At 37.2% G+C, this 15,293-nt stretch carries 13 protein-coding genes and 1 pseudogene; 5 read left to right on the top strand and 9 right to left on the bottom strand.

The features are described from left to right. Nucleotides 1-12 precede the first annotated feature (12 nt). Entirely contained in the window at nt 13-1,179 is a 1,167-nt protein-coding gene (locus BN1243_RS15160; RefSeq protein WP_062108151.1) for an ROK family transcriptional regulator, read from the bottom strand. 385 nt (nt 1,180-1,564) lie between these two features. Between BN1243_RS15160 and BN1243_RS15155 the strand changes: the two genes are divergently transcribed. Beyond that, nucleotides 1,565-2,134 (top strand): glycerol-3-phosphate responsive antiterminator, encoded by a 570-nt coding sequence (locus BN1243_RS15155; protein ID WP_062108149.1) that lies wholly within the window; start codon nt 1,565-1,567, stop codon nt 2,132-2,134. An 82-nt stretch (nt 2,135-2,216) separates the two neighbouring features. Here BN1243_RS15155 and BN1243_RS15150 read toward each other — a convergent pair whose 3' ends face one another. The 3 genes from BN1243_RS15150 to BN1243_RS15140 form a co-directional block, all read right to left on the bottom strand. Next, entirely contained in the window at nt 2,217-3,116 is a 900-nt protein-coding gene (locus tag BN1243_RS15150; protein WP_084781950.1) for a carbohydrate ABC transporter permease, read from the bottom strand. A gap of 13 nt (nt 3,117-3,129) precedes the next feature. Next, on the bottom strand, nt 3,130-3,987 hold the full coding sequence (locus BN1243_RS15145) for a carbohydrate ABC transporter permease (RefSeq protein ID WP_062108147.1): 858 nt from the start codon (nt 3,985-3,987) through the stop codon (nt 3,130-3,132). A gap of 151 nt (nt 3,988-4,138) precedes the next feature. Then, complete coding sequence (locus tag BN1243_RS15140; protein ID WP_062110662.1) at nt 4,139-5,461, bottom strand: ABC transporter substrate-binding protein; 1,323 nt, start codon at nt 5,459-5,461, stop codon at nt 4,139-4,141. A gap of 544 nt (nt 5,462-6,005) precedes the next feature. On the opposite strand from BN1243_RS15140, the gene BN1243_RS15135 reads away from it, so the two are divergent. Further along, nucleotides 6,006-7,685 (top strand): alpha amylase family protein, encoded by a 1,680-nt coding sequence (locus BN1243_RS15135; RefSeq protein ID WP_062108145.1) that lies wholly within the window; start codon nt 6,006-6,008, stop codon nt 7,683-7,685. Nucleotides 7,686-7,807: 122 nt separating this feature from the next. Here the strand turns inward: BN1243_RS15135 and BN1243_RS15130 are convergent, their stop codons facing one another. The 3 genes from BN1243_RS15130 to BN1243_RS15120 form a co-directional block, all read right to left on the bottom strand. Continuing rightward, entirely contained in the window at nt 7,808-8,428 is a 621-nt protein-coding gene (locus BN1243_RS15130; protein ID WP_062108143.1) for a TasA family protein, read from the bottom strand. A 384-nt stretch (nt 8,429-8,812) separates the two neighbouring features. Further along, nucleotides 8,813-9,502 carry a copper homeostasis protein CutC gene (locus BN1243_RS15125; protein ID WP_062108141.1) on the bottom strand — a complete coding sequence of 230 codons (690 nt, stop codon included), beginning with the start codon at nt 9,500-9,502 and terminating at the stop codon, nt 8,813-8,815. Between the two features lie 3 nt (nt 9,503-9,505). Further along, nucleotides 9,506-10,522 (bottom strand): asparaginase, encoded by a 1,017-nt coding sequence (locus BN1243_RS15120; protein WP_062108139.1) that lies wholly within the window; start codon nt 10,520-10,522, stop codon nt 9,506-9,508. A gap of 161 nt (nt 10,523-10,683) precedes the next feature. Between BN1243_RS15120 and BN1243_RS21405 the strand changes: the two genes are divergently transcribed. The 3 genes from BN1243_RS21405 to BN1243_RS15110 all read left to right on the top strand — a co-directional run bounded on the left by BN1243_RS21405 (nt 10,684) and on the right by BN1243_RS15110 (nt 13,604). Next, entirely contained in the window at nt 10,684-10,806 is a 123-nt protein-coding gene (locus BN1243_RS21405) for a small acid-soluble spore protein P (RefSeq protein WP_069201789.1), read from the top strand. Nucleotides 10,807-10,943: 137 nt separating this feature from the next. Next, nucleotides 10,944-12,251, top strand: a complete 1,308-nt coding sequence (locus tag BN1243_RS15115; RefSeq protein WP_062108137.1) for an alkaline phosphatase family protein — start codon at nt 10,944-10,946, stop codon at nt 12,249-12,251. Nucleotides 12,252-12,323: 72 nt separating this feature from the next. Beyond that, nucleotides 12,324-13,604, top strand: coding sequence for an MFS transporter (locus tag BN1243_RS15110; protein WP_062108134.1), 1,281 nt, complete (start codon nt 12,324-12,326; stop codon nt 13,602-13,604). Between the two features lie 295 nt (nt 13,605-13,899). On the opposite strand, the pseudogene BN1243_RS15105 reads toward BN1243_RS15110, so the two are convergent. Both BN1243_RS15105 and BN1243_RS15100 read right to left on the bottom strand, forming a co-directional pair. Next, nucleotides 13,900-14,664 (bottom strand): annotated as a pseudogene (locus BN1243_RS15105) (aldo/keto reductase); the annotation flags it as partial. Between the two features lie 36 nt (nt 14,665-14,700). Beyond that, the coding region (locus BN1243_RS15100; protein ID WP_084781948.1) for an IS200/IS605 family accessory protein TnpB-related protein at nt 14,701-15,293 on the bottom strand (593 nt) is incomplete at its 5' end.

Genomic DNA, 15,293 nt, shown 5'->3' with positions numbered 1-15,293 from the left:
AAATTTAGAATCCTATAAATAATATTGATCAATAGGAACAGCAAAAAACTCATGCATGACTAAACCGACAGCCAACTTTGATTCATCTGGAGTTTTTGATAATTGAATAAGCTTTACTTTCTTACATGACTCAGGGATTAATTCTCTAACATGTTGTTCTAGTAAAGGAACCAATTCATCTGTCAATGTATCAATGATTTGTCCTGTAAGCAGCACATGATCTGGATTTAATAAAGTTATTACATTTGCAATAGCATAAGAAATGGCTGATTCAAGTTTGCCAAAAAGTTGAAGGGCCTGTTTATTCTTCTCTCTAACTCCCAAGGAAAATTCCTCCAATAAGTATCCTTCATTCCTTTTTAACCCACTTAAAGAAGCTAAAGTAGTTAAACATCCTTTTGAACCACAGTGACAAGGATAAGCCTCTTTTCCCATAAAAGCTTTGTAATGCCCAAATTCAAATGCCACATTGTCTGCACCGTGAACTAATTGTTTATTTACAACAGCGGCTCCCCCAATTCCATAGTCAAATTTCAATGTAATATTTTGGCGAGAAGATGCTAACGTTCCGTTTAAATTTTCTACAATAGCAAGCAGGTTTGCGTCGTTTTGTAGATAAACGGGATAGCCAAAGTGCTCCTGAATTTTTTCCTTCAAAGGGAAATTATTTAGTCTTACACCTGCTGCGTAAACTACTATTCCATTTTCTGAATCAACAATCCCTTGAATACTGCAACCTATCCCTTTTAGTGCTTCACGATTTGGGACAAATTCTAATAATCTCTCAACAACTCTAAAAATATATTTTAATGGTTGCTCTTCATCCCTATAGATAGGAACTTGTTCTATTGATTCCGTAATAATATTATTTTCAAAGTCCATTAGCGTCCCGCGAATATATTTAACAGCTATTTCTATACCAATGGCGTACATATTCCTACCATTTATAATGAGTGGAATGGGCTTTCGGCCACCTCCATTAGAAACCCCGCTTGTTTCCAAAACTATTCTTTCTGAAAGCAAACGATTAACAATGTTCGTTATCGTTTGTTGTGAAAGTCCTGTTTTCTCCGCTAGCTTTACACGGGGAATGGGGCCTTCCATGTAAATAAGGTTTAAAATTGACTTTTCATTAATAGCTTTGATCATTTTACTATTTGAGGCTTTTTTTATTTTCATTTCAGTCTCTCTTTCCTGTTGTGCGTTTAAAATTAATCATTTCACCTATAAATTTCTCTCTCTATTTTGATTATAAATCAAAATGATTTAGTAAAGAGACATTCATTAATCAATTTGATTGAATAAGTTTTGAGCATTAATCAAATTGATTGAATAAATCATAATACAACGATTTGTGAATATCAAGCATTTTTAGAATATTTTAATTTATCCTTACTGAATGGAACTATCTGAATAGGATTAAGGAGAAAATTTCCCCTTGTCTTCTCCACCTGTCTTTGGTCGCTATATTCGGATTAGAAGGTTTTATTCCTTTTTTAGAGATTCGATTAATGATAGAATGGAAAAAACATTAAATTGAAATAATATCGAGGGAGATATAGACATGCTAGATATAGTTGATATGGTAGACTCACTCATCATCCCTTCTGTCCAAAAGGAATCCGATATTGAAAAGGCTATCAATAGCAAAAGTGATGTCGTTTTTATTTTAACTGGGAATTTGCTAAACATGGATAAATATATAAAGGAACTTAAGAAGGCTAATAAACATGCGTTTATCCATATTGATTTCGTCGAGGGCCTTTCTAATACGAAGAGTGCCATAGAATATATTGCTAAGGCTTGGAATCCAGCTGGTATTATTACAACTAGAGTTTCCTTGATAAAATATGCCAAAGAATTAGGTTTATATACTATTCAGCGCATCTTTCTAATTGATCACAGCGCTCTAACAAAAGGGATTGAGACTTCAAAGTCCTGCCATCCTGATGCAGTTGAAGTGCTTCCAGGACTTATGCCTAGCATTATTGATCAACTTTCTCATGAGATTGATTTTCCAATTATTGCTGGGGGCTTCATCGACAATAAACAAGGGATATTAGCTGCTGTTAAGGCAGGAGCACTTGCGATTTCTTCAGGAAATTCAAGACTTTGGAATATAGACATTGAATAGTTAACTAGATCATATATAAAAACAATAGAAAGAACCCAAAACTCTTTTGGGTTCTTTCTATTCATCTCATCATCGCCAAAACTTACCCCTTCACCGCACTACTATAGGCTCCCTTAATAAAGTACTTTTGGAATGCGACAAAGACAATTAAAATTGGGATTAGGGCAATAACAGCACCTGCGGAAACGAGTCTTGTATCTGATACAAAGGCGCCTTTTAGGTTGTATAGCCCTACCGTTAGCGGGTATGTACTTGGTTCTTGTAAAACTAGCAAGGGCCAAAGGAAATTATTCCATGATCCGATGAAACTTAAGATTGCTAGTGTCGCAAGCATTGGCGTCACCATTGGAAGCAATATATGCCACCAAATTTGCCATGGATTTGCTCCATCAATAATCGCAGATTCATCGATTTCCTTCGGTATCCCCATATAAGCTTGTCTCATCAAGAAAATTCCGAATGCGGATACTGCTCCTGGCAGAATGACTCCAGAAAATGACCCGATTAAATGTAACCTCTCCAATATTAAATAAATCGGAATCATCGTTACTTCTCCAGGAATCATCATCGTCGCAAGAATGACCATGAATACGATATTCTTCCCCTTAAAATTCATCCGCGCCAATGGGAAGGCAGCCAAGGAGCAAAAAATTAATGGTAGAACTACACCCCAAAAGGCTAGAATCGTACTATTCCATAAATAACGAGGGATGGGAATTGTTTTCCATACTGTTACAAAGTTACTAAAAGTTATATTTTCCGGAATAAAATTAGGGGGAAATGAATAGATTGCTTCATTTTGTCCTTTTAATGCCGTTGAAACTGACCATAAAAAGGGAACAATCGTAACCACAGCCATAAGAATTAAAAAGAAATATGAAATTAGATAACTAATCGCTTTTCGTCTACTTGGCATCCAGCGCCTTTTAATTTTCGGATTTACCCCTACTACTTGATCTGGGTTCACTTTATTGTAGCTCATAGCGGCTCCCTCCTTACGTTGATTCCTTATCCAAGGTAGTTTTATTAAGAAGAGTTAACAACATGATGATAATAAATAATAAAAATGAAATTGCACTCGCGTAACCCATATCTAACTGCTTAAAAGCCTTATGGAAAACCATATAAACAACCGTAGTCGAAGCCCCGATCGGTCCGCCTTCTGTCATTGTTAACATAAGAGTAAACTCTTTAAATGCTGACATCGTCGAAACAACGGCAACAAAAAAGATGATTGGACGCAACATTGGAAATGTAATATGTACATGTTTTTGCCAAAAGTTTGCTCCGTCGAGTTCAGATGCCTCATATAAATCTGTTGGCACAGATTGCAAACCGGCCAAATAAAAGAGCATATAGTAGCCAAGTCCTTGCCAAACGGTTACCAACGCTAGACTTGGCATGACCATTTTCGTACTCGTTAACCAATCTACAGCACTAATTCCAACAAGACTTAGTAGATAGTTTAAGATACCATCACTGGAGAACAACCAATTCCAAAGTATTGCAGTGATGACGACTGAAACAAGAACAGGAAAATAGTAAGTTAGACGAAATAGCTTTATTCCAATTAGCTTTTGATTGACTAATATAGCAAGAAAAACAGGCAGTACGACTAAGGCAGGAGTAACGAGAATCCAATAGTAAAACGTATTTTTCAACGCTTGCAAAAAATCTTCATCTTTAAATGCTTTTATAAAATTGTCAAATCCAACCCAATCTACAGACTGCTCAAACACATTATACTTTGTAAAGCTCAGTCCTAATGCGGCTGCAGCAGGAATAAGGCTAAAAACGGCCAATAATAATCCTGCTGGTATTAGAAACGACCAAGCATGTCTAGCTTTATACAATACTACCCCCCCTAGCAATCTCGTGAATGTCAAAGTGCATAAAGTGAAACTTACTGATTTAGTAAAGAAGGCATTCATCATGCTATTGCACTAGAATGCCTTCAAAACAGTATTAAACTAGAATCTTTTTAAAATAGTTTCTGGCAAACTATTACTCATCCTTCAGTAGTTCATTAACTTTTGCTTCAGCATCGTCAAGTGCTTTCTGTGGATCTTTATTGTCAATTAAGACTTTATGGAACTCTTCATTAATTGTCTTATTAATCTCCGAGATATTTTCAACTGGAGCAAACATATCCTTCGCTATATCCAATTGTTTGGCACCAAAGAATTTCCCTTTTTCCGCAGGATCATCTGAATCTTCGCCCTGAGTAAAGAACTCATCTTCAGTCGCTTCAATAACAGAAGGCAGGATAGCGACAATTTTAGCGAATGCTAATTGACTTTCTGCATTTGTCACAAACTTAGCGAATTCAACAGCTTCATCTGGATTTTTAGATTTCGCAGCTACAGCAATATTCATAATGGAAACGTGCCTGAATCCAGAAGATCCAACAATAGAAGGTGCTGCATCCGATTTTTCATACACTTCAGGAGATAAATCTTTCACCTGGCGGAAAAGCTGCGGCCCTGTTCCCCACCAAGCCATCTTTTCTTGCGCATACCATTCATTCGGTTCAGCTTGACCTAATAAAATCTCTTTCGGAATTAATCCTTTATCAAATTTTTCTTTGAAATCCTTAAACACCGCAAGAACTTCTGGTGTGTTGAATGCTGCACTCTTTAGATCTTCCGATACTAGAGGCATGCCATTTTGCGGCAGATATAAATGGACATCTTTCGGAGTACTTCCGTATACCCCTAACTTTTCATAAAGGGCTTCCGAAATTTCCCAAGCCTCTTCATCTGTTGCTGGAGGATGATCATATCCGACTTTTGCCAATAACTCTGTATTATAGAGTAAACCACCCGTTGAGAGGTACCAAGGTAGAGCATATGTTTTATCACCTAAATTACCAGCTTCCCAAACACCTGCAAAGAAATCATCTTTTACATCAGCTGCTCTTTCTGTTAAATCAAGAATCCCTCCTACAGCGGCAAGTTTTTTCAGGTAATCCGTGTTCAAATTCATAACATCAGCAAGTTGACCAGAAGCTGCTGCTGTCAATGTTTTCTGTTCAATCGTGTCATATGGAATGTCCTCCCATTTAACAGTGACACCAGGGTTCTCCTCTTCAAATTGATCAATTAATCCATTAATATAATCATCAAACGTTGGGCTTAATGAAATTGTCCAAAACTTAAGTTCTACATCTTTCGGGGGTTTCTCTGTATCCGTACCAGCCTTTTCCCCTTGCGTATTTCCATCTGAAGAGCCGCCTGTCTTTGAAGTAGAATCAGAAGTACCGTTTCCTGAACAACCCGCCATCAGAAGTAAAACAAAAACAGCCAACAACACTGAAAGCCTTTTCATTTTTAGCAATCTTTATCCCCCTTTTAGTGAACCATTCTTAAGTTATTATTATTCTATTTTCAGATGGTATTTGCCTCCATAAAATAATACTACGAAGGTATTTACCACCAACTTTATTTTATATTATTCACACTATTTATGTCAATACAAAAGTTATGACTATTCATTATATTATGCCGTTACTCGAATATTTGTTTTATACCAATTTCTATTCATTGCCAAAGATACTATAGGCAAGTTGTAAACCTTAAAGAGCAATGCTTGATTTCCTACTCTATAAAATTAATTGGTTCATATAAAAAGATATCTACTGTTTATTTGAATAACAACTATTTGCCTATCTACCGTTTTTTTTTAGTCCCTTTTTGGACGTTATAGGGATTAATTCCTCTTTTTATAATATAACTGGAGAATTGATCTACTATACTGAAAATTATGTTATTATCATCTTGAAGTCTAGCCCTGACTTCAGAATGTTGTATAGAAAGGAGGAGGACACTATTTTCTTTAGTTTTAGGGCATATTTTAAAAGGAGTGAATTAATTTGAAGAAATGGTTTTCTTTATGTTCTTGTTTCCTTTTAGTTTTTATGATGGCATTACCAGTAAGCGCAAGAGATGGGGGAAGAGATCATCTTCGACCTATGATGCTTGAAAATTTAATTAAGGACAAAAACTCAAAAGCAAGAATCCTTTGGTACGATTTATCGGCAAACTTATTTAATCTTGATACTCCTGAAAAGGTTAAAGACATTGTTGCAAAAACAGCAGATGCAAACTTTGATACGATCATCCTTGACATAAAAAACTCCACAGGCTATACAGCATACAATAGTAGACTGGCTCCGCACATAAGCACATCAACAATACCTAATTATCAAGGCTATCCTGCAAACTATGATTTACTCCAAACGGTGATAGATGAAGCAAAAAAATATAATATAAAAGTACATGCAGCTATTAATGTATTTTCAGAAGGTAGTACGACTTATCAAGAAGGACCTGCTTACGAGCATCCAGAATGGCAGAGCGTCCTTTATCAAAGTGTTCGCCAAGTCAAAAATAACAACGGAGCGACTTTTAATCTATCAGGCACAAATATAACTAGAAATACAAATTATTTAGTGATGTATACGAGAGATGCTTACGAAGTTTCACCAGCTAATCGTTGGGGAGCAGAAGTACAAGTCGTCGATGGGATTATTACGAAAATTTCCGATCAAAGTACAACAGGTGAACCAGCTTTAGATATTCCTGAAAATGGATATGTCCTATCTGGCCATGGTACAGCTAGACAATGGATCTTGGGCAACCTTTCAGTCGGTGATGAAATCGAGGTGAATTCCGAAGCACAGCTTATTCCTGCATCAGAGGCTCCAGGTCATTCGACTTTTGTTAATCCTATCAACAAAGATGTGCAAAACTATGAGCTTGGCATTATAGAAGAATTGGTTCAAAATTATGAGTTGGACGGCATTGTCTTAGACAGAGCGAGATATAATAATGTTAACGCTGATTTTAGCGATTTAAGTAGAGATAAATTTGAAGAATATATTGGACAACAAATTGAGAGTTGGCCAGCTGACATTTTTACAATTGATCATGAGAATGGAGACAAGCTCGTCCCGGGTGTTCATTATAAGAAGTGGATTGAGTGGAGAGCTAAGAATATTCAATCCTTCTTTAAAAAGGCTGAAAACTTAATTCATGAAATTAATGAAGATGTATATTTCAGTACCTATGTTGGAGCGTGGTATTCCGATTATTATAGTGAAGGTGTGAACTGGGCAAGCCAAACATACAAACCAGAATATAGTTGGGCAAGTGAAGACTACCATAAAACGGGTTATGCTGAGACACTTGATTTCATTATGACAGGCACCTATTTTGAAGATATTACAAAAGAAGAGGCAATCGCAAATAATCGCCCGGAAGTATATAGTGTAGAAGGATCTGCCGAGCTTGCCATGGAGGCAGTTAATAGTGCTACCTTTGTTTATGGAAGCCTATATTTAAATCAGTATAAAGATCGGCCTGAAGTTTTCAGAGAAGCAATACGGATGGATTTAGAGAAGACACACGGGATCATGATATTTGATCTAATCTATCTCGAATTGTTTGATTGGTGGCATATTGTGAAAGAAGAATTAGCGGAGCCGCAAATAACACCACACCATATCCCAGCCCTATTGCAACTAGTAAGAGATAACAAATTAGAAGACTAAAACGGACAGGCAATGCTCTTTCCACAATGAAGGAGTTTCTTCCGCAGCTAGACAAGGATGCATCCCTAAGCAAAAATAAAGGAGTACTTTGGCTTGTCCAAAGCACTCCTTTAATTTGTAAGTTACCTGTTCGTTCCATCCGTTTGGTGGGCATCAAACGTCCACTTTAGTTTCAATTTATCCCCTTGGAATTGATTCTGCTCTTCGCCATTGTCAACAAATTCAATTAAGACATACATAAGGTCATTAGATTCTGCCTCCAAACCGCTCTGCTCTGTTAACCAGAGTGGAACAAGCTTTTCCACGGCATCTGGCCTTAAATTTTGCAAATCGTATAATGTTACAGATGAAACAATATCATTGTAATTCCACTCCCATGTTGTCGGATCCAAATCCGTTTTCTCCGTATTTTCCAAGAAGTGGACCATAATATGTTTACCAAAATCCTCTGTATTATCACCTTTTGCATCTTCCACATCATATTCTGTATGAAGAACGATTTTAGAAATATCAAGACTACCATCATTTTTTAAATAGAAATATCTTTCGACCGTATCCCCAGGTTTTAAGCTATCTACTTCTACGATCACGGATGGATCAACGTTCAAATCTAATGTACCTGCTGCAAAGGTATTATTTGTTTCAGCCTCGTCGCTGAAATAAGCATATGTTCCTCCACCGATTAAGCTGACAGCCAACAGGGCATTTGCAACTCCCATTCCCAATTTTCGTTTGATCCCCATATTTCTCCTCCTAACTATCTTTTCAATAAGTCTTCACGCAAAAAGTTACTAGGTGAATGTAAGTTTCATTCATCCATAACATTACAGCACGTTGTCTATCCTATTAGTCCTCCTTCCCTTTTCAAACAGTAATAGTTAACGCTTCAACTTGTTCTTCTATTATATGTAACCCATGATGGCCAAAAAGATAAATCCTCCAATTTTTCTATCAATTCTGGATATTACCTTTAGAATAAAGGAGGGTATTTCGAAAGTCAACCAAAATATTCTAAAGATTCAAAATATAGATAAAAGGACTTAGTGACCTTCAGACTAGTTTCTTCTTAATAAAAGAAAAACAAGCACCTTAATTCAAGATGCTTGTTTCTAATAAAGAAAGTAGACTTATTTTAATACTCCCTTTAACACGTCTATTTTATTAGAATCAAAGCTTTCCGTAAATAAATCATTGATTCTAACAGCTTTTCCAAAGTGGTATTGGTTAGCTTTTACTTGTTCATGAATTTCTTTAATGTTTGTTGAGCTTAACCCTGCTCCTGGTAAAATTTCTGGGCCATTTAAGTCTTTTGAAAGTTCAACTAGCTTTTGGAGTTCGTTTACTCCTTCTAAACATGTTGATTTACCACCAGATGTTAATATTCGTTTAACATGTTTGCTATACGGAATAAGTGATCTATATGCTTCTTCTAAAGATCGAACTTCATCGAATGCGCGATGGAATGTTATATCTAAATCTAATCCGAGATGTATAATAGACTCTATTAAATCTATATTTACTGTATGGTCAGGGTTTATAGCACCAATGACAATTCCTTTCACACCAAGTTCATGCAAATATTTAATATCTTCAAGTAGCACTTTTATTTCGTCCTTTGAATAGACATGACTGTACCCGTGTGGCCGAACCATAACTTGGACAGGAATCGAGACATTTTCCAAAACACTTTTTACAACACCAGCACTTGGAGTTAACCCGCCCTCCTCAATGGCAGATACAAGTTCGAGTCGATCAACACCTAGTTCTTCAGCTTTAATCGCATCAACAAAGTTTTGGACAATCACTTCAATAATCAATGACTAAACCTCCATTAAATTCTTTAATGAAAATGCCGTTTGCACTTGACCTACTTCAATTCCAGCATCATTTTTTACAATAGCTGGGCGCAATTCCTGTAAGGCGTTAATTGTACTCTTATTACTATAATTGATTTGCTCTAAAATCGATGCCAAAATATTTGGCCAAACAGCCTCAGACCCACTTAGTACTTTTAACGCAAATGCGATTCTTTCCCTTTTCAAACCAAAGCAATATACTCCTTGTGCTCCACCCTTTGCGACAATATTTTCATCTCTGAGGAGGACTGAGCAAACAAAATGTTCAGAAGCTACGATATCGGGATGTTCATTCATCACCTTTACCATTTTAACGACAGCATTTCTTATTGCTTCATCTTCAATTAAATCTGGACAAGCTAGCTTCAAATAAGTAATGGCCATATTTTTAAGCGGGATAGCAAAAACTGGAACTCCGCAGCCATCAACTCCTACCTTAATTTTAGAGACAGGAATCTCAGCAAGTGTAGCTAGTATACTTAATAGCTCTTGTTGAAGGGGATGGTCAATTTCCCAGTAACCTTCAACAGGATAGCCCAGCTCATGACAAACAGCGAGAAAACCCAAATGCTTCCCTGCACAGTTATGGTATAATCTTCTCTTTTCTGTTTTATTCCGAATCATTTCATCTCTAGGTTCCTGATTTAAAGGTAGAGAGGCTGCACAATGTAAATAATCTTCCTTTGCGGGCAGTTTCTCTAGCAGTGATTCTAATGCAGCGATGTGATAAGTCTCCCCGCGTTGGGATGCTGTAAATAAAGCAGCTTCTTCATCTGTCAATTGATATTTCTCCACAATACCGGACATAAATGCCGGGATTGCTTGAATAGGCTTAGAGGCCGAACGATAGTAGACGTATTGCTCTTCATCTCCGACTTTATGAATGGACTTAAGTTGATCATTCACTCCGCAAATCAAACCTTCGTGAATATTTTCAATTAACCCCGCTCTTGTTTCTATAATCAAAGGTTCATGACTCATGTTGATGTCTTCCTTTCTGATGTATGTGTTTCCATTGATAACTAAATTATACATGATTCGTAAAATTTCTACATATTATTCATCATTATTTTCCATTAAATCATAATTCCTTTATTTTAAGACAAACTAAATTGTAATCATTTCAATAGGAGGGTGAAAACATGTCAAAGAATGATAATAAGTCCAAGTTAAACCGTTCTGGACAACCTGAACCATTAAGTGGTTCGAAAAAAACCAAAAATAAAAATCACAGTCGTCAAAATCATGCTGGTAAAGGTATGTAAAAATAAGGGAGCTCTCAATAGGAGACTCCCTTTATTATGCTGATTATTTTAAGATTAAGAAGATAATTCCCTACTCCTACAGTATAATAGAAATATAATTTGGAATTTACTGATTATAGGAAAGGGTGAATAATACTATGAACCGTCTGACTGAGCATTTAATTGTTATCTCATTTGATTGTCTATCCTCCTTAGATTTCCCCATCATTGAACATCTTCCTAACTTTAGAAAACTTTTAAAAACAGCATCTTACTGTAAAAATGTGGAGACTATTTATCCATCCGTCACTTATCCTTGTCATGCAACCATTGTGACAGGAAATCTCCCTAATCGTCACGGAATTATCAATAATACTTTACTACAACCCGGCAGACACTCCCCTGATTGGTATTGGCACCGCTCACATATCCAAGGAACAACCTTATATGATGAAGCAAAAAGGGCTGGAATGAAAACAGCCGCCCTTCTTTGGCCAGTAACTGCAAAGGCAAATATTGATTATCATATGCCTGAAATTTTTGCAAATCGCCCTTGGCTCAATCAAATAACAGTATCCCTTCTGAATGGCAGCTTTTTCTATCAACTTGATATGAATAGACGGTTTGGTCATATTCGGAAAGGATTGAGCCAACCTGAATTAGATGATTTTGTCCTTGAATCAGCTGTACATACAATCCATGCGAAAAGACCGAACTTGATGCTAATCCACTTTACTGATCTTGATACTCAACGGCATCTTCACGGGTTTTCCTCATCTGAAGCCCATGCTGCCCTGATTCGTCACGATAAACGACTTGGAAGAATCATCGATGCCCTCACAACAACAGGAGTCTATGAAAATACTACTCTTATCGCTTTAGGAGATCATAGTGCGCTTGATGAATCAAAGGCTATTAAAATAAATGGATTACTAAAGGAACACGGCCTCCTCCACATTAATGAGCGTGGTAAAGTCGATGCTTGGAAAGCATACTGCAAAAGTTGTGATGGCTCTGCCTATATTTACTTACAAGATGACAATGATTTGCTTACAAAAGACGCCATTCTAAGTCTTCTACAGGAGCTTTTAGATCATAAAGAAAATGGAATTGAAAACATAATGACAGGTAAGGAAGCCGCAAAAAGGGGTGCTGATCCCCATGCCGCTTTTATGTTAGAAGCTCGCCAAGGATTTTATTTTCACGAGAGCTGGGAAGGAAATTTTATTGACGAAATAACAGAAACAGATGTGATAGAAAAACGCTACACACATGCAGCCCATGGATATTCTCCAGAAAAGGAAGATTACACAACCGTTTTCATAGCCTCTGGAAAAGGGATCCGAAAGAAACAGATTATACCTACCATGCACCTTGCAGATGAAGGACCAACTCTGGCTAAATTGTTGGGGATCCATCTAGGTGAGACGGACGGAAAAGTAATCGATATTATTTTTAAGAGATGAACTTAATTAATTTTAATTATCTAAACTATTCAAATTGCACATCAAATATAATAGAAAAAAGGAGATGATACTATGGGGACATTTACAAAGGGAGAAAAAAGCTGGATCTTATATGATTGGGCAAATTCAGCCTATTCTATTATCATTACGACAGCGGTATTCCCTATTTTTTACAAATCGGTTGCTTCAGCTGCAGGGGTCAGTGATGTTAACTCGACTGCCTATCTTGGTTATACGATTGCAATTGCAACGTTTATTTTGGCATTACTTAGCCCAATCCTAGGGACAATTGCCGATTATCAGGGCTATAAGAAAAAGTTTTTTACTTTCTTTTTTATCTTAGGAGCCGGGGCAACTGCCTCACTTGCTTTCATTCCTGGGGAACAATGGCTCCCACTATTAATTTGTTATACGATTGCTACAATTGGATTTTCTGGTGCTAATATTTTCTATGACGCTTTCCTTGTTGATATCACGACTGAAGAGAAAATGAACCGAGTCTCTACTCGTGGATATGGGTTGGGGTATATCGGCAGTACAATTCCATTTATAATTAGCATCGCGATTATTTTGTTGTCCCAAAAAGAAATTCTCCCGCTTTCTCCAGCAGCTGCAAGTAGAATTGCCTTCTTAATCACGGCCATCTGGTGGGGCGTCTTTTCGATTCCAATGTTTAAAAACGTCTATCAACTCCATTATATTGAACGGGAATCTAAACCAATTATTAACAGTTTTAAGCGCCTTGGGACTACCTTTAAAGATATCCGAAAGTATCGGGCATTATTCCTGTTTTTGCTAGCTTACTTCTTTTATATTGATGGCGTCGGAACCATCATTTCGATGTCAACCGCCTACGGAACAGATTTAGGGCTATCTGCCACTACTTTATTGATTGTCTTATTCTTTACTCAAGTTGTAGCCGCTCCCTTTTCCATTTTATTTGGCAAGCTGTCAGAAAGGTTCACAGGAAAGAAGATGCTTTATGTTGGAATATTTGTTTATATCATCGTATGTATTTACGCATTCTTCTTAAAAACTGCATTAGATTTTTGGATTTTAGCCATGCTCGTTGCTACGTCACAAGGAGGAATTCAGGCGTTGAGCCGTTCTTACTATGCTAAAATGATCCCCAAGGAAAAGTCTAATGAATTTTTTGGGTTTTATAATATTATCGGAAAGTTCGCTGCTGTCATGGGGCCAATTTTACTTGGAGTTACAGCACAAATTACCGGTAATACTTCTTATGGGGTATTCAGTTTAGTCATTCTCTTCATTATCGGTATTGTTTTGCTTTCTCGTGTTCCTGAACCGAAAACTAGGAATGTCCCTTCGGACAGTACAAAAACATTTTAAAGAACAAAAGCGCAAGCGCCTGTTTAGCGACGTACAAATTTTAATAATAAGGATGAACGGCTAAAAACGCGCCGTCCTGGCGCAACGCCGTTCTGACCAACATCCTGTTGGCCTGAGATAAAGGAAACACGGCGAAGCATGAGCCGATGTTGACTTATCGTAGGAAGAAGACGTAAATTTGCTAGTCGCTAGGCGCTGGAGCTGGACGACAAACCTTCCTGTTAGAACTTATCCACACGCTAAAATTTTATAATTTACTTAACAAACACAAAGAAAGGGCCGCTAAGCCCTTTCTTTATTCACTAAAAATACGGTCGATTTCTTGAATCTCTTCCTCCGTTAAATGCGTATCTAGAGTTTTCAAATTTTCCATAACTTGATCAGGTCTTTTAGCCCCTGGAATAACAGAATCAATTGTATCTCTTGTCAAATACCAAGCTAAAACAACATGACTTATCTTTGCTCCTTTTTCATCAGCAATTTTACGGAGCATCTCCACCTTTTCTAGATTATTCATATAATCCTGCCCCTGAAATTGACGTCTTTTTAGCTGAGCTTCAGTAAGCACTGTATTTTTATCGTATTTACCAGTTAACAATCCAGATGCTAATGGAAAATATGGAACAAATGAAATATGATGATCTCTCATATATGGGAGCAATTCTTTTTCCGCTGTGCGGTCAATAAGGTTGTATCCACCTTGATAAACATCAATATAGCCATCTTTATTGGCCTCTAACAATTGCTCCATAGAGAAATTGGATACGCCAATTGCTCTGATCATCCCTTTATCTTTCATTTCTTTGAGCGCTCCGACCGCCTCATCCTTTGGTGTGTCTTTATCAGGAAAATGAATATAGTAAAGATCGATATAGTCGGTCTGCAACCTTTTCAAACTTTCCTCCACCGACTTTTTCAAAAAGTCAGGAGAATTATCTACTTGCACCTGCTCTCCGACAAATTTATGCGCGCCTTTTGTTGCAAGTACGATGTCTTCTCTCCCCCCTCTATCCTTCAATACTTCCCCGATTACAATTTCCGATTTTTCCGGTCCATGAACCTCCTACGACTGAAGTCGCAGGTTTCAGGGTTGGTGCTAATGCACATTGACCGCTAGAGGCTGGGTACACACAACCGCTATCCCGTTGGCAAATGCCTTTGGGACTACTTTTCTTAGTATATTCACCGAGCCATTTACATCGGCGTTGATTAAAATTCCTTTTTTTGAACGGTACATCCCTCTCGAGATTCGCTTTCCGCTAAAGATGTCATCACTTTTTTCCCCCGATTTGTAGGTTGGGATCGGGTCTTCATCTAAAAAGCTTGCTCGAGATGTATAGCTTTCTTCTGTTTCAATGACGGCTATGCCCTCGGTATTTGCTTTGTACCGAATCATTGACACCAACATCGCATGTGGGATTTGAACAAAATTTTGATTATTTTTGGAGCCTAAAGCGACTTTCTGTTTCCAATCCATATTTTTACCGATAATGATGGTATCGATGCGATGTTCTTTTGCTACTTTCACAATGTTAAAACTCACTTTATGAAAGAAATCTTTGATTTGATTATGACGCTTGCTGTCTAACTTGCTTAATCTTTTTGAATATCTTTGACCCTCTTTTGAACTCCTCCCGTTTCGTAATGCAGCATAATAATAACTTTTTAATTTATTGTACCAACGATTAA

Source organism: Bacillus niameyensis, assembly GCF_001375535.1.
GTDB classification, from domain to species: Bacteria; Bacillota; Bacilli; order Bacillales; family Bacillaceae_C; genus Lederbergia; species Lederbergia niameyensis.
The sequence above is the reverse complement of the archived record's forward strand: the minus strand, read 5'-3'. Positions and strand labels throughout refer to the sequence as shown.